Source organism: Pseudomonadota bacterium (assembly GCA_039033415.1).
Classification (GTDB): Bacteria; Pseudomonadota; Gammaproteobacteria; order Xanthomonadales; family SZUA-38; genus JANQOZ01.
Window position 1 is genome coordinate 266,952 of record JBCCCR010000002.1, and the last position, 15,207, is coordinate 282,158.

Sequence of the window (15,207 nt, forward strand, 5' to 3'; positions counted from 1 at the left end):
GCGGCAAAACTGAGAGTGATGGCCGGCGACGCTGTGCGCCGGCCATCCCATACGCCTAACGCGCCGCAGCGAGCTGCGACGTTACCCGAGAGGCCAGCGCACGGGTCTCAGCGCATTTCGGCCCCTGAACCAGGTCAGCAGCAACCGCCGTCATCGTGTTCAGCAGCGATGTCGTCGTGATATCCGCCAAGGTCAATTCATTACCGCACAGGTAAGCGCCCGGCAAACAGCTTGCACCAAGCCAATGGAGAGCATCGCGCATTTGTGTCTCGTAGCCACCAATGGTTATCGGGCACCGTAGCGCCGGATCACGCCGATGTTTTTCGTAAAACCAAAGGACCAGCTTCTCCATCCCCGCTATGGCAACGGAGTCGGCAAAGAGCATTTTCATCCTGCGCTCTTGTTCCTGCGGAAACAGCGGTGTCGCGGGGCCGCTCCTTTCCAGGTAATCCAAGATGGCGTGAGAGTCGATAATCACCCGCTCGTCGTCGAGCACTAAGACTGGTACCCGACCAACGGGGTTATAGCGGCGAATCAGCTCACCGTCCTGGTCGGTACGGACCACCTCCTGGTCATAGCCGAGGCCAAGCGCCTCGAGAACCATCGCGATACGCCGCACAAAAGGCGACTGACTACCGCCGATGAGTTTCATGCGGTCCGAGTCTCAGCCGTGGCGGAAAGCACCTGTTTCACACACTGCGTAAGCTGCGGCTCGATGCGGTCACCGTTGGCCTTTTTGACGTGCCCAAACCCCTTGATATCCAGAGCCAGCTCGGCATAGCAAACCGCCACTCCGTAGCTTGCGTCACTCAGCGCTGGCAGCATGGAGCGAAAATCGTCGATGACCCGAGCCCTGAGCGCCCGCTCCCAGCGACGCTCGGCCGTGCGTCCAAAAATATCCAGTGGTGTTTCTCGAAGAGAACGAAACCTCGCCAGCATTCGAAACGCCAACAGCACCCAGCTGCCGAAGCGTCGCTTCAGCAACTCTCCGGTGACGGGATCTTTTTTTGAGAACAGCGGCGGGGCAAGGTGGAAAACCGGTCGGGTCCTGCCACGGAAGTTTGCCTTGGCCCGGTTCAAAAAGTCTGTTTCGGCGTAAAGCCTTGCTACCTCGTACTCGTCTTTGATCGCCATGTGTTTAAACACCGCTTCTGCGGCAGACCGGGTCAAGGCCTGCTGGCGTTCAGGAAACTGACGATCCGCCTCAGCAATTTCCGCTAGCAGGCTTCGATAAGTCTCGGCGTACGCAGCGTTCTGGTACTGCTCCAAAAATCTGGCCCGATGATCGATCTGGGCCTGCGTATTGTCTCGTGCGCCAGCCGATTCGGGCTTAGCCGTCTCGGACTTATGGTCATCGCCGCCAAGCTCGCCCAGGCGGGCCGGATCGGCAACCGCGAGGCGGCCCAGATCAAAGGCCAGCAGTGACTTCTCCACAGCGGCGCCATTCAATGTGATGGCCGTACGCAGCGCGTCATCACTCAGCGGTACAACCGCGCTTTGCCAGGCAGCACCCAGCAGGATCAGGTTCGAAAAAATCTGGTCCCCCAGGAGCCGCTCAGCCCGCATTCCCGCATCGATGATTTCCAGCATCCGCGACCGGTCGCGCAGCCGCTGCTGCAGGCGCGCCTCCCCAAACGCCTGGTCTCCGTCGTCGATAAAGTCGGCTGACGGGGTAAACACGCTGTTCAGAAACGTGCGGGTGCGGTCTTCGAACATCGCTTTTGCGGCGCCGTCGCCGGCGGCGGCGATCAGATCAAAGCCGAGCACCACGTCAGCCGTGGCTTCCGGAATGCGGCCGGCGGCGAGTCGTTCGGCGCTGCGGCTGAGCCGGATATGGCTGTAAACGGCGCCATTTTTCTGGGCGAGGCCCGTGACGTCGAGCACGCTGGCCTGGAGCCCTTCGATATGGGCCGCCATCCCCATGATCGCGGCGACGCTCACCACCCCGCCGCCGCCGATGCCGGCCAGCGCAATGTTGAACACTTCCTCCAGCTCGCAGGAGTCCGGCGCAGGAAGACCCGCTCGCCAGCTCTCGTCGAGCACGTCAGCCTGCTGCGGAACGTATTCACCGCCCTCAAAACTTACAAAGCTCGGACAGAAGCCCCGAACGCAGGAGATATCTTTATTACAGGCGGACTGGTTGATGCGGCGTTTGCGACCCAGGGGCGTTTCCAGCGGCTGGATCGCCACGCAGTTGGATTTGCGACCGCAGTCGCCGCAGCCCTCGCAGACCAGGTCATTGATCATGACCCGGACCGCCGGATCGTCCAGCTGCTTGCGCTTGCGCTTGCGACGTTTTTCGGCGGCGCAGCCCTGAGCGTAGATCAGCACCGTGACTCCCGGCGTGTCCTTGAGCTGCTCCTGCACCCGATCGAGCTCCTCGCGAGGCAGCAGTGTGACCGACCCTGGCAACGGCTCCGAGTCGAAGCGACTGACGTCGTCGGTCACAACCGCCACCTCGGCGACGCGTTCTGCCAGCACCAGCTCACAGATTTGACCTACCGACAGGCCGCCCTCCACCGGCTGCCCGCCGGTCATCGCCACCGCCTCGTTATAGAGGATTTTAAACGTCATGGTGGCCTTGGCAGCAACCGCGGCCCGGATGTTCAGCGAGGCGGAATGGGCGTAGGTGCCGTCGCCCACGTTTTGAAAGATGTGCGGCTCGCTGGTAAACGGGGCCCGGCCAAGCCAGTGCATGCCCTCACCACCCATGTGGGTCATCGATACAATCGACCGGCTGGGAATCCACGAGGCCATGCCGTGACAGCCGATGCCCGCCATCGCCTGGGAGCCCTCGGGGACGCGGGTCGAAGTGTTGTGCGGGCACCCGGAGCAGTAAAACGGCTTCCGTGGCGCGGGCGCGGGAATCTCCTGGTCGCGCGGCTGAAGGCGCGACCGGAGCTCAGCCAGGCAGGCCCTGCTCCGCTCGCTGAGCGCGTCCTTTTCCGCGAGCCAGTCGCCGAGTGTGATCGCCAGCTCACCCGCCTGGAGGTCACCCGCTTCCGGGATCATAGCCTGGTCCTCGGCGTCCCGCTTGCCCGCAATGGCTGGTGCGCCCGCCCTGCCATAGAGCAGCCGCGTCGCCTGATCCTCGATCACCGGACGCTTCTCCTCGACGATCAGCAGCTCTTGGAGCCCCAGCGCAAACGCCCGCAGCCGCGCCGCATCCAGCGGCCAGATCAGGCCGGGTTTGAAGAGCGCGAGCCCCACCTTTACGGCTTCCGCCTCTCCGATGCCGAGCAGAGCCAGCGCCTCGCGGACGTCCAGCCAGGTTTTTCCAGGCGCCACGATTCCCAGGCGGCTGTCGCCGTTGCGCCACAGCTCGCGGTCGAAGCTATTGAGCGCGCTGAATTGCTGCACGGCCGGGTGCCGAATTTCCAGCAGACGCCGCTCCATCTGCAGCGGCGGGTCGGGCCAGCGCACCTCTCCGTCGGGTTCGAAAGGCGGCGGCCTGAACGTATGGCGCTCGAGACCAACAGGGGTTACACGCGAGGTCTCGGCAACTTCAGAAACCAGCTTGATTCCAACCCAACATCCGGTAAACCGCGACAAGGCCCAGCCCCGGATACCGAAGTCGATCAACTCTTCTAGCGTTGCCGGATACAGCGTCGGTATGCCGGCGCCGATAAACATGTGGTCCGACTGGTGAGCCAGGGAGGAAGAAAACGCACCGTGATCATCTCCCGCTATGGCCAGCACCCCGCCGAAGCGACTGGTGCCCGCCATGCTGGCGTGCTTGAGGGCATCCATCGAGCGATCGACGCCCGGCCCTTTGCCGTACCAGAGGCCAAATACCCCGTCGACGGTGCGCTTCGGGTCGATGCCCGCCAGCTGTGAACCCCAAACGGCGGTGGCGGCAAGATCTTCGTTGAGCCCAGACATGAAGGTGATGTGCGCTTCCTCGAGCAGCTGTGACTCGGACCACAGCGCTTTGTCGAGCCCGCCGAGCGGCGAGCCGCGATAGCCCGAGATGAAGCCCGCGGTGTTTCTACCCGCCGCAGCGTCGAGCTGGGCCTGCGTCAGCGCAAGGCGTACAAGCGCCTGCATGGGATTGAGAAACACCATCCCTTCCTGCTGCTCGTAGCGGTCCCTTAGGGAAACGGCCTGCATTTAACTCCTCGCATTGTGCCGAACGATGGCGCGGCCGGCGGTTTAGCCTACCTTGATCACAACCGCCATCGCCGTATCACCGGCTGCGCAGCCCTGGAACAGGCCGTAGCCGCCGCCGAGAATCACCAGCTCCTCGATCAGCTCGATGATAGCGCGAAGACCGGTTGGACCCTGGGGATGTCCCCAGATCAGGGAGCAGCCGTAGTTGTTGAGCTTTTCGACGCTGAGATCAAAGGCCCGCGCGAAGGCGATGTCGTTGACCGCAAACGGATTATGCGACTTGATCGCCGTGACCTGCTCAATGCCGATCCCAGCCGCCGCCAGCGCCTTTTGGCTCGCACCGATCGGAGCGGCGGGCATATAGGCCTTTCGCTCCCGGTGCTGCCCGAAGCTGATAAGTCGAATCGTCACCGCCGGATCCTGGGAGAAGTCCGCAGCCACCTGCTCGTTGGTCACGACCATACCGGCGGCACCGTCCGCGGGATGCGTCTGGGTGGCAAAGGTGACCGTACCGTCGGGCAGCGCGGGCTTGAGCTTCTCAATAGCGGCCCGCTCCACCGGACGAATGCCTTCATCGCCGCTGCAGCTTGCTCTGACCCGACCGCGGCGGTCAACGAGCTCGATGGGCTCGACCATATATCGACGCTGAAAGGCCCTATCGTCGGCAAGCGCCTGCTGATACTGCTCAGAACGCAGCACCAGCACGTCGTTCTGTTCCCCGGTGGTGATCTTGAACTCTGAAGCTACATTTTCGGCAGTTTCCACCATGGCGCAGTCAGCCCAGGGATCTTTCTTGAAGTTGTCGAGCACCCACACTTCCTGTTTCCCGGCGCCGCCCATGCCGCTGGGGTCCGGGTAGTAGATGTGCGGGCCGTTGGATACGCGGTCGGTGGCGATGGCGAGCGACGCGGTGGCCTCCTTGGAACGCACCGCACTGGCCGCTTCGGCCAGGATTCGGGCGCTGGTGGCGCAGGCCTGACTGATGGTCGGCCCCGCCAGCTGCGGTGCACCGATTTCCGCCGCCAGCCACGGCAGGCCGTAGAACGCACCCTGCTGCGGCACCGTCATACCGAGCACGCCAAAGTCGAGCTGATCGAGCGGCAAGCTTCGGCTTTCGGCAGCCTTCCGGGCCGCCTGCGCAGCCAACTTAAACGAGTGAAGCCCCGACAAACTCATCTGCCAGCGGCTAAAGGGCGTGGACCAGTAAGCCCCGTAGGGCACATAGATCTGGGACATATTTTAAGACTAAAATATTCGCGGTGAGCAAACAATGAAACGTGCTCGCGGAAAGCCCTTGGCCGCTGCTCGGTAACGTCCTTAACGCTTCGTTGTTTTTGGTGGCCACCCCAACCACGAGAGAGTCCCGCACGCCATGTCCGTTAGTTACACATTCAACCCGGCCCTGTCCCCGGCTCCGGAAAAGATGCCCCGGCGTGTCGGGATTATCGGCTGCGGCACGATCGGTCCGGATATCGGCTACTACCTCAAGAGCGCCATTCCCGGGCTCGAGCTCGTCATGGTCGACGTGGTCGAGGACGCCCTAGGCCGGGCGATCGAACGCATCGAGGCCTACGCTCAAAAGGGCCTGGACCGGCGCAAGCTTAGCCCCGCGCAGGCCGAGGACGTCGTCAAACACCTGACCGCCAGCACCGACTACGGCAAGCTGGCCGGCTGCGACTGGGTGATCGAAGCCGCCACGGAAAACCTGGAGCTGAAGCGCCGGATCTTTTCTGACATCGAGGCGGTGGTTGAGCCTGACGCTATGATCACTTCGAATACCAGCTCACTGCCGGCCGAACGGATGTTCTCCCGCCTCGACCATCCCGAGCGGGCCACGGTGACTCACTTTTTTGCCCCGGCCTTCAAGAACCCCGCGGTCGAAGTGATCGACTGGCACGGGGCTGATCCAGAAGTGATCACCGCGCTGCGCTGGATTTTCTATGCCACCAGCAAGACGCCGATGATGACCTCCGACGACGTCTGCTTCATGCTCGACCGGATTTTCGACAACTGGTGCAACGAGGCGGCTCTGCTGCTGGACGAGGCAACACCCTCACAGATTGACAGCGTGGCGATGGCGTACGTTCACGCCGGTCCGTTTCACGTGCTGAACCTCGCCAACGGCAACCCGATCATTATCGAGACAAACCGGCTGCAGCAGGAAGAGGAAGGCGACCACTACGCGCCCGCTGCGGTGTTCGAGTCGGATCCGCGGTGGGAGACGGTGCCGCCGGCGGGGCCCATCGAGGTGGACCCGGTGCTGGCCCGCCGGATTAGCGATCGCCTGCTCGGCATTCTGTTTTCCCAGAGCGCCGACATACTGAGCCGCAACATCGGCGCGCCCGAAGATCTCGACCTTGGGTGCCGCCTGGCCTTTGGCTTCCGCGATGGCCCCCTCGCGATGATGCAGCAGCTCGGCGGAGACGAAGTCACGCGCATCGCCGACGAGTTTGCGCAATGGAAGCCCGCGATGCCGCGCGGTGACTCAGCGCTTGAGACGGCCATGAAGGCGCGCCGCTTTATTGGCGTGGATCACTTTCGCGATGCGGCGCTGATCACGCTGCGCCGGCCCGACGCGCTCAACGCGCTGCACGACGAGATGACCGACGAAATCCTGGTGGAGCTGGAGCGCGCGGAGGCCGACCCGGAGATCAACGCCATCATTATCACCGGCTACGGGACCCAGGCCTTCTGTTCCGGCGCGGATATCGGGCGCTTTCCACAGCTCTTAGGCGACCACGACGCGTGCGTGGAATACGCCCGGGCCTGCTCGCGCCTACTGCTACGCATGGACACCTGCAGCAAGCCGATCATTGCCGCGCTCAACGGGTTCGCTCTCGGCGGCGGACTGGAGCTTGCGCTGCGGTGCGACGCAATGGTCATGATGGACAGCGCGTACCTGCAGTTTCCCGAGATCTCGCTCGGTATTGCCCCGGGCATCGGCGCCCTGGCCGTGCCCTATCGGCGCCACCCGAGCGCTGCCACCACGTTCCACGACATGATCATGAGGGCCGAGCGGCTGTCGGCCGAGAAAGCCGAGAGCCTGGGCGTCGTGCAATCGCTGGCCGGCACGCCGAGCGAGCTTTTTGACCAGGCGCTGGCTGCAGCAACTATCATCAACGAGCAGGGCAAGCCCTCGCTGGATGCGCCGGTCTCGGTGGAAACCGTCAGCGCGGAGACTCGCTTCAGCGCCGAGGTGGCCCAGATCATGGCCAGGGCCATCACCGATGCTGCGGGAGCCAGCAGCCTCAACGACGCGCTTGAAATCGGCTATCACGCTTTCGGGGACACCGGCATGACCGCCGCCGCGCGCGAAGGTATTGATGCCTTCCTGGAACGGCGCAAGCCCGACTTCGCCAAGACCGGATGAGCAGCGGGCCGCAGATCCTCAAACCTCTGGAGCTGGGCATCATCGTCAGCAATCTCGAGACATCGAAGACCTTCTACGGCGACTATCTGGGCCTTGAGCCTCAGCGGGAAATCTCGATCAGCGCCGACGTCGGCGCACGAACCGGCGTAGCGAGAGAGGGCTTCACTATCTACCGCTTCATCGCCCCTTGCGGAACGGTGATTAAGCTTTTGAAACGATCCGGCCCTCAGTCGGACCGGGCTGCCGTCAGATCAGAGCAATGTTCACGGCTGGCTGATACGTTTCTGACATTGGTGGTTGACGATCTGGAGGCGCTAACCGAACGGCTAACCAGCGAGGGCGTCGCTGGGCCGGAGGGCGAAGCTCAGATCAAGATCGTTCGCCCGGGCATGCGGCTCGCTTTTGTCCACGACCCCGACGGTTATCCCATCGAGCTGGTGGAGTACAGCGACGCCTGACGGCCCGGCGGCACTAGCCTCCCGCCCTGACCTGGGCGAAACCGCTGTTTAGATATTTCGCCATTCGGTCGAGCGCTTCTTCGATACGCTCATGGGGCTCAGACCCGAAGCACAGGCGCACGTGGCCTTCCCCCATGGGTCCATAGAAGGTGCCGGACTCAACCACCACGTGGGCATGATCGAGCATCTCGTCGGCAAAATCCTGCGAGGACAGGCCCGTGCCTCGAATGTCGGGGAAGGCATAGACCGATCCTTCGGGCGCGCGGCACTCGACGCCGGTCAACGCGTTCAGTCCAGCAACCGTCAGATCTCGGCGCCGCGTGTCCTCGGCATGGATCGCGGCGCGCGGTGCCGGGTCGCCGGTCAGCGCCGCCAGCGCGCCGTACTGGGAAAACACGTTTACATGGGTCACGTCGGCGATGGTGATCTGCAGCAGCGCCGGAATGAAGCTCGGGTTGGCAGCGATATAGCCGAGGCGCCAGCCGTCCATCGCGTGGGACTTCGTGAAGGCAAACAGGCTAAACGTCCGCTCAGCCATGCCGGGCAGCGAGGCGATGCTGACGTGCTCAACGTCGTCGAAGACAATTTCCTCGTAGACCTCGTCGCTCAGCACAAGCAGGTCGTGCTTGATGGCCAGATCAGCAACCGACTGCAGCTCCTCGCGGGTGTAGACCCGGCCGGTCGGATTCGACGGGTTCACCAGCAGGATCATGCGCGTGCGCGGTGTGATTCTGGCTTCGATGGCCGCGGCGTCGATGGTATACCCGTTTTCCCGGTCCAGCGGCGCAAACACCGGCACGCCGCCGGCAAGCTCGATCTTGCTAATGTGCTGCGGATAATAGGGTTCCAGGATAATGGCTTCGTCACCGGGATCAATCGCCGCGAAAAACACCGCGAACGACGCGTGGGTGAGGCCATTGGTGACGATGATCTGACCCGGGTCGACATCAAGCTTTTTCTCATTTCGCAGGCGATCGGCAATCGCCTCGCGCAGCACCGTCTCGCCGGGAAACTCCCCATAGTGGACCACGCCGTCGTCCAGGGCCTTCTTGGTAGCCTCCTTAATGTGGGTTGGCGTATCGAAATTCGGCTTGCCGACCTCGAGATGAATCAGATCGACGCCGGCGTATTTTGGCTGACGAGCTTTTTGATACATGCCGAAACTGGACGGCGTGCTCTCGGCAATACGGTTGGCTGGCCACTTCATAGCGAGTTTCCCTGGACGGTGCCCCCGGCGTTCCCGGCCGACGGTCAGTAGTTAATCGAAGGATTGTCACCGGGATAGATGACCCCGACAACGTCCATCCCGGCTTCGTTCGTTGCCTGCAGCGAGTGCTCGCACTTGGCCGGTAGAAAAATGACGTCGCCGGCCTCCACCGGTGCCCGCCCGGTTTCGGTCCACATCATTCCTTCTCCGCGCAAAATGATCAGCGCCTCCTCATAGAGATGCCGGTGCGGTGCAGCCTTGGACTCGGGGATGTGGCCGATGAACTGCGTGGCCACGTCTGAGCCAATCGTTTTGTCGACCAGCATCTGGAAATAGCGCGGCCCCATCTCATCGCGTTTCCCGGCGTCGACCGACACACGACGCTGGGGGTGATCAGCGTCAAAAACCGACGCCTGTGTCGGTGAAAACTGCGGCTCATCGGCAGCCGAGCAGGCGGAGATGTAAACCTCCAGCTGGATCTCAGGGTGCAGCTGAAAATCTTCTCCGGGGCGGATATAGACGCCGCTGTCGGCCTCGATGTCCATCAGTTTCCCGCCGATGTTGATCGTGCCGCGACCCGCCGAGATGAACAGCACGACATGCCGATCCCCGAAGCTGATGAAGTCGGTTCGCTGGTCGGCCAGCGCGTGAAACTGGGACTGATAAACGGCGCCCTGGGCCGGTGAGATCACCCGGCAGTAGCTTAAGCCCGTCTCCTTGAACCGACCCGCGCGGGAGGTGGAAAAAACGTAGCAGTTGTCGTCGAGCGCTGAGGCCGACGTTGCGGCATCGAAGCGCCGCAGCGGGATCGCTCGATTTTCAGGGCTGCCCGGATCATCGAGCAGGTAAGCACCGGGAATGGCGTTGTGGCTGCCGTCGCAGTGGGGGCCATCTTGGGTCTTTTTGCAGTTGCAGAACAGCACCTCTTCACCATCATGCTGCCCCTCGTACATCACCGGTTCAATGCCCGTGCCCTTGTGGGAACCGTCACAGAACGGCTGCCGCTTCGACAGACCGCACGCGCACCAGAAATACTTCCGCCCTTGGCGAAGCTCCTGATAGCTTGGCTTGACGTCGGCGATCGCCGGCAGTTCAGCGGTAGACAGGTTTTCCTCGACGGGTTTTTCTGGTGCTTCCGACGTCTGTCCCACGACGAGTCCCTCGGGTGTTGCAGCATCCCAGAATACGCGGATTAGCCGGCCCGGAAAACCCTTGTAAAGCAACGCCGCGCCAACCCATCACCATCCGCGGCCTGCTACCATGCGCGCTCTGCGCCGCGGTCACCGCAGGGGTTCTTAATCACCCCTACGCGCCCGCCGCATCGCTTTAGGCCCAGACCACACATAAAAGGCATGCAGGAAAAATCGGAAAAAGCCCGCTTCTCTTCTTTTCTCACGACCGTCATGACGCTGCTCGGCGTCGCGCTGGGTCTGGGCAACGTTTGGCGCTTTCCTTACATGATGGGCACCAACGGGGGCAGCGCGTTTCTGCTCGTGTTTATCGTGCTGATGGTGGTGATTGCCGTCCCGGCCATGATGTGTGAACTGGCGCTGGCTCGCAGCAAGCGGGGCGCAACAATCACGGTGCTCACGGAGAGCTTTGGCCCGTTTGGCCGGTTCCTCGGCTACGTGCTGGTGGCCTCGGTTTTTGTCGCCGGCTCTTATTACACGCTTGTGGTGGCCAACGTCTTTTACAGCGCCTGGTTTTCGATGATCTACGGCTTTAGCGACGGCAACCTGGGTGAATTCGCCGCGAGCCTGGCGAGCGAGGGACAGCAATATCTCGTGGCAGTGGCCGTCCTCTGGGCCGCACTGTTCGTAATCTGGCGCGGCCTGAAGGGCGGCATCGAGCGGGTCAGTGACACGTTTGTGCCCTTTTTTTTCCTGGTCGCAGTGTATCTCGGCTACGTGGCGCTGACGTTGCCGGGCGCCAGGGAAGCCGTAGCCGAGTTCATGCGACCCGACTTCTCCCAGATCGGCATCCGGGAACTGTCGGCGGCGCTGGGCCAGTGCTTCTTCTCGCTCGGGCTTGGCGCCACCTTCGCCATGGTCTATGGGAAATTCATCAGCGAGAACCAGAAGGTCGGGTCGCTGGCGCTGATCGCCGCCGCCGGCGACACCTCAGCCTCCGTGCTGGCCGCGGTGTTCATCGTGCCGACCATCATGGTGTTCGGCCTGCCGCTCGATTCAGGCCCGACTCTGCTTTTTGACACGGTACCGACCCTGCTGGCGCAGATGGACAACGGCCGCTGGGTGGGGTCGCTGCTGCTGCTCGCGCTGTCGCTCGTGGCTTTCCTGTCGGTTGTCGCGGTATTTCAGGTCGTCACCGTATCGTTGGGCGAGCAGCGCATTGGCGCGCGGCTGGGCCGGGCGCGACTGCTGATCCTGATCGGACTGGCTGAGACGGCGCTCATCGCCTGGCCGGCCTGGCGTCCCGAAATTATCGGCCCGCTCGATCTGATTATCGGCTCGTGGTTCATGGTGACCGGCGGGATGCTGGCGGTCATCGCGATCACCTGGTCGTACACGCGCTCTGACGCGCTGGCGGAGATCTTCAGCGGCGGTCAGGCAGGACGGCGTCATCACATGCTTTTTCTCTGGATGCGCTACCTTATTCCGATCGCCCTGTTTTCGATTGTTGCGGGTTCTATCTATGACACCATCACCAGCTAGCTCTCTGGCCGCTGCACCGGCCGACGCCGTGGAAGTGCTGCGCGCCCATTTCCCGATCCTCGCCAGCAAAACATACTTCAACGCGTGCTCCTACGGGCCGCTGTCCGTCGAGGTTGAAGCGGCGCTTCAGGAATACATGAACATCCGCCACGCGCAGGGTGCGCGCTGGGATATTTACGTCGACAAAGCTGAGAACACCCGTCAGATGCTGGGTGAGCTGCTCGGCTGTGACCCTAACGACGTGTCGATCTCAACGTCGGTCAGTCAGTCGCTCAATACGCTGCTGTCGGCGTTTGATTTTGACGGCCCCCGCCGGAATATTGTTACGACCGACTTCGATTTCCCGACCACCGCCCAGATCCTGCTGGCGCAGGAAGGGCGCGGCGCGAAGGTGAAGCGGGTGAAGGCTGACGATTCCGGCACAGCGCTGAACATGGCGCGGTTCGATGAACTGATCGACAAGCAGACGCTCCTGGTCCAGGTCCCGCTGGTCTGCTACCGCAACGGCGTCTGGACCGATATCGATCCGATCATCGAACTGGCGCATGCCCGGGGCGCCCTCGTGTTGGTCGATGCCTACCAGGCGATCGGGACACGCGCCTATGACGTCAGCGCGTCCGGCGCAGATTTTCTGGTCGGCGGCTGTACCAAGTATCTGCTGGCCGGCGCGGGCACTGGCTTCATGTACGTCCGGGACGCCCGAGGAAACGGGCTGCAGCCAATCGCCACCGGCTGGTTCGCGCAGTCCAATCCCTACGCCATGGACATTTATCATCACGAGCCGCACGATACGGCGCGCCGCTTCGAGGCGGGCACGCCAAACGCCGTTGGCCTATTTGCGGCGGAGGCTGGACTCAAGCTGCTGCTGGATGTCGGCATGGAGACGGTGGAGGCCAACATCGCGGCCGTAACCGATCTGCTCAAAGAAATGGTGGCTCGCAACGGCTGGCACCTTGTGACTCCGGATCATCACCATGGCGCCATGCTTGCCATCCGCTCTACGGATGCCCCGGCCCTGGTCGAGCGTCTCGAAGCGCGCGGCGTGATTCTCACCGAGCGCGATAACAATATCCGAGTCGCACCACACTTTTACAACAACGCCGCGGACGTCGAGCAGCTGGAACTGGCGCTGCAGGCCGAAGCATCGCTGCTGGCGAAAGGCTGACTAAGTAGATCGGGCACCAGCAGAACCAATTTGTGGCTGGCGGCTGGCAACGTGACCAGCGTTATGACGAGCAGCAGGAACCGACGACACGTCACCCTAATTCTGCCAAAACGGCAGTTTGAAAGTGTCGACCGGCAGCGGTGAAGTTTGAGCGCCTGAGAGCGAGGGGTCGTTGGCTCTTGCCATGCGGCCTTTGCGAAATTGAGGCCCCAAGTCGCTTGATCCGGCAACCGACCCCCCTCAGCTTTGCCTCAGCCCCAATACGCGTTAGCTTGGGCAGCAGGTTTAGGGGAGTGGTCGTTTGACGAAGCGTTTTTTCGGGCTGGTTTGCACCCTGCTGTTCCTGACGGAACCGGCAGCCAGCTATCAAATTGGCACGATTCAGGAAAACGGATCGGCCCAGTTTCGGGGTCAGGTGTTTGTGCCGTCCAGCCCCGGCGTAACGCCGGACGACCGCATCCTCCCGTCCGAGCAGTTCCCGCCGCTAGGGCTTAACGGGCAGGCCTATCTGAGCGGCATTGCGCTAAGGATTGCGACGGACGCCCAGGCGCCGGCGATGATTCATTTCTTCGCCCAGCTGCCGAGCGCGTCCCAGGCCACGTCTGGCGAGGGAGCGCTTGCCAGCGCAACGCTCAGGATTTGTCGCGGCGACGGTGGGCCGGGCCAGGCGTGCGACTATGGCATCGATCCGCTTGAGCTGCCGTTCGATCAACCGGTGTTTGCCGTGTTCAGCGAATGCGCCACCGCGGTGGTCAGTGCCGCGTCGGGCGACGATGATTATCCGGCCGGCCAACCGATCCTGGACAGCAACTGCGCAGCGCCAGAGTCGGGTTCGCTGTCATTGGCGTCCGGTCCTGGCGACGTTGCTTTTGTCGCCAGTTTTCTGAATCCAACGCCAAACCGGATCGCCGACTATCAGGCTGGCAACGGCGGCCAGGGCAACGGCGACAACGTGCCTCCGCTGTCGGGCCCCAGCCTCGGCAGTACCAGCAATGAGCTGATCGACGGCAGATTGGTACCCACCCACGATATGGCAGGCGGGGTTGCCTTGCCGACCTCTGTACTCATCCCCGCCGGCAATTTTGTGCTTTCCGCCCTGCTGCGGCTGGACGACACTCAGGGGTTCCGCAAGCTACTCGACTTCAAGAACCTGAAATCGGACAACGGCATCTATGCCAACAACGGGGAGCTCAGCTTCTTCCCGTTCACCAGCAGCGGTCAATCAGATCTGGCCGAGGGCGCATGGCAGTCGCTGGTCGTGGAGCGGATCGACAACCTCGTTAGGATCCGGCTGGACGCCGAGTTCAAACTTTTTGTGATCGATAATGCGCAAGACGCGCTGCCCGATGCCGATCAGCTGTTGAACTTTTTTGTCGATGACCAAACCACAGGCGGCGTTGAAGACCCACTGGGTCGTTGGGCGCGCATCCAGCTTTTCCAGAACATCAGCGGCCTGCAGGGACCGCCACCCAGACTGAGCGCTGACGGGGCTGACCCATTCGAAAACGACAATTTGCCCAGCCGGGCCGACCTTGGTCAAAACGGGCCGGCCGGGAGCTTTCGCACCTTTCACGTGCCGGATGACGAAGACTGGCTCTACGGCGGCGTCCCCTGCGATATCCCCAACTACTGGGGCGAAACCGGCAACGCTGCGCTGGTCGTTTCCTCCGATGATCCGCGTTTTGCGCCCATTGTCGAATACTACCCGCAGGCCGCGCTGGCTGATCCCATGGCGCAGCCCACCGAGACATTCGGCTCCTGCGCGACACGCGAGCGACTGGTGATTCCGCCGATCATCGACAGCTTTGTCCGTCTGCGAAACTGCGAGAACCCGACCGTTTCGCCGGCAGCCCCCATTCGCTACGAGATTAACTCGCTGCAGCCGGACGCGGTGGTCTGCTCGCCGGCGTTGCTGATCCGGGGAACGGTGACCGAAGCGGGTAGCGGGAACCCGGTCGGCGGTGTTTTTATCCTTGGCGAGGACAACTCGGCGGGTTTCTCCTCACCCACAGATGGCGCATATCGGATACTCGTCACAGACTTTGATCAGATGACGCTCAACGTGATCTCGACGGCCTGGACGGCGCCCACAACAGTGGTCGAATCCATCGATCTGCTGAACGGCGCCGAGGTCAACTTCGAGGTGTCTCGGCGAAGCGTTCTCTTCGGTGACGGATTTGAGGACCGAGAAAACCCGTTTGCTGGTGCCGGCGCCTCCCCCTGAG

The 15,207-nt window shown here is 62.5% G+C and carries 10 protein-coding genes; 5 read left to right on the top strand and 5 right to left on the bottom strand.

Annotation, left to right across the window (positions count from 1 at the left end; genetic code table 11):
• Positions 1-55 precede the first annotated feature (55 nt).
• Genes AAF358_02715 through AAF358_02725 form a run of 3 tightly spaced genes read right to left on the bottom strand, consistent with a single transcriptional unit; the run spans position 56 to position 5,346 of the window.
• Positions 56-652 carry a glutathione S-transferase family protein gene (locus AAF358_02715; GenBank protein MEM7704433.1) on the bottom strand — a complete coding sequence of 199 codons (597 nt, stop codon included), beginning with the start codon at positions 650-652 and terminating at the stop codon, positions 56-58.
• Positions 649-4,110, bottom strand: coding sequence for an indolepyruvate ferredoxin oxidoreductase family protein (locus AAF358_02720; protein MEM7704434.1), 3,462 nt, complete (start codon positions 4,108-4,110; stop codon positions 649-651). Before AAF358_02720 ends, AAF358_02715 begins: the two co-directional genes overlap by 4 nt.
• 42 nt (positions 4,111-4,152) lie before the next feature.
• Positions 4,153-5,346, bottom strand: a complete 1,194-nt coding sequence (locus AAF358_02725; GenBank protein MEM7704435.1) for a thiolase family protein — start codon at positions 5,344-5,346, stop codon at positions 4,153-4,155.
• A 136-nt stretch (positions 5,347-5,482) separates the two neighbouring features.
• On the opposite strand from AAF358_02725, the gene AAF358_02730 reads away from it, so the two are divergent.
• Both AAF358_02730 and AAF358_02735 read left to right on the top strand, forming a co-directional pair.
• Positions 5,483-7,480, top strand: coding sequence for an enoyl-CoA hydratase-related protein (locus AAF358_02730; protein ID MEM7704436.1), 1,998 nt, complete (start codon positions 5,483-5,485; stop codon positions 7,478-7,480).
• The gene (locus AAF358_02735) at positions 7,477-7,938 is read left to right on the top strand and encodes a VOC family protein (GenBank protein ID MEM7704437.1); all 462 of its coding nucleotides are present in this window, start codon (positions 7,477-7,479) and stop codon (positions 7,936-7,938) included. Before AAF358_02730 ends, AAF358_02735 begins: the two co-directional genes overlap by 4 nt.
• A gap of 13 nt (positions 7,939-7,951) precedes the next feature.
• Here the strand turns inward: AAF358_02735 and AAF358_02740 are convergent, their stop codons facing one another.
• Together AAF358_02740 and AAF358_02745 are read right to left on the bottom strand one after the other, a co-directional pair.
• Positions 7,952-9,145, bottom strand: a complete 1,194-nt coding sequence (locus AAF358_02740; GenBank protein MEM7704438.1) for a pyridoxal phosphate-dependent aminotransferase — start codon at positions 9,143-9,145, stop codon at positions 7,952-7,954.
• Between the two features lie 44 nt (positions 9,146-9,189).
• Complete coding sequence (locus tag AAF358_02745; protein ID MEM7704439.1) at positions 9,190-10,296, bottom strand: CDGSH iron-sulfur domain-containing protein; 1,107 nt, start codon at positions 10,294-10,296, stop codon at positions 9,190-9,192.
• Positions 10,297-10,497: 201 nt separating this feature from the next.
• Here AAF358_02745 and AAF358_02750 point away from each other — a divergent pair, with 201 nt between their 5' ends.
• The 3 genes from AAF358_02750 (at position 10,498) to AAF358_02760 (ending at position 15,206) form a co-directional block, all read left to right on the top strand.
• A complete protein-coding gene (locus AAF358_02750) occupies positions 10,498-11,817 on the top strand; it encodes a sodium-dependent transporter (GenBank protein ID MEM7704440.1) in 1,320 nt (439 codons plus the stop codon).
• Positions 11,798-12,982 carry an aminotransferase class V-fold PLP-dependent enzyme gene (locus AAF358_02755; GenBank protein ID MEM7704441.1) on the top strand — a complete coding sequence of 395 codons (1,185 nt, stop codon included), beginning with the start codon at positions 11,798-11,800 and terminating at the stop codon, positions 12,980-12,982. Before AAF358_02750 ends, AAF358_02755 begins: the two co-directional genes overlap by 20 nt.
• Positions 12,983-13,283: 301 nt before the next feature.
• Entirely contained in the window at positions 13,284-15,206 is a 1,923-nt protein-coding gene (locus AAF358_02760) for a hypothetical protein (protein MEM7704442.1), read from the top strand.
• The last annotated feature ends 1 nt before the right edge of the window (position 15,207 follow it).

Coding starts and splice junctions, on each gene's coding strand:
- AAF358_02735 (MEM7704437.1), top strand. CDS start 7,477: ATGAGCAGCGGGCCGCAGATCCTCAAACCTCTGGAGCTGGGCATCATC.
- AAF358_02725 (MEM7704435.1), bottom strand. CDS start 5,346: ATGTCCCAGATCTATGTGCCCTACGGGGCTTACTGGTCCACGCCCTTT.
- AAF358_02755 (MEM7704441.1), top strand. CDS start 11,798: ATGACACCATCACCAGCTAGCTCTCTGGCCGCTGCACCGGCCGACGCC.
- AAF358_02740 (MEM7704438.1), bottom strand. CDS start 9,145: ATGAAGTGGCCAGCCAACCGTATTGCCGAGAGCACGCCGTCCAGTTTC.
- AAF358_02715 (MEM7704433.1), bottom strand. CDS start 652: ATGAAACTCATCGGCGGTAGTCAGTCGCCTTTTGTGCGGCGTATCGCG.
- AAF358_02750 (MEM7704440.1), top strand. CDS start 10,498: ATGCAGGAAAAATCGGAAAAAGCCCGCTTCTCTTCTTTTCTCACGACC.
- AAF358_02730 (MEM7704436.1), top strand. CDS start 5,483: ATGTCCGTTAGTTACACATTCAACCCGGCCCTGTCCCCGGCTCCGGAA.
- AAF358_02720 (MEM7704434.1), bottom strand. CDS start 4,110: ATGCAGGCCGTTTCCCTAAGGGACCGCTACGAGCAGCAGGAAGGGATG.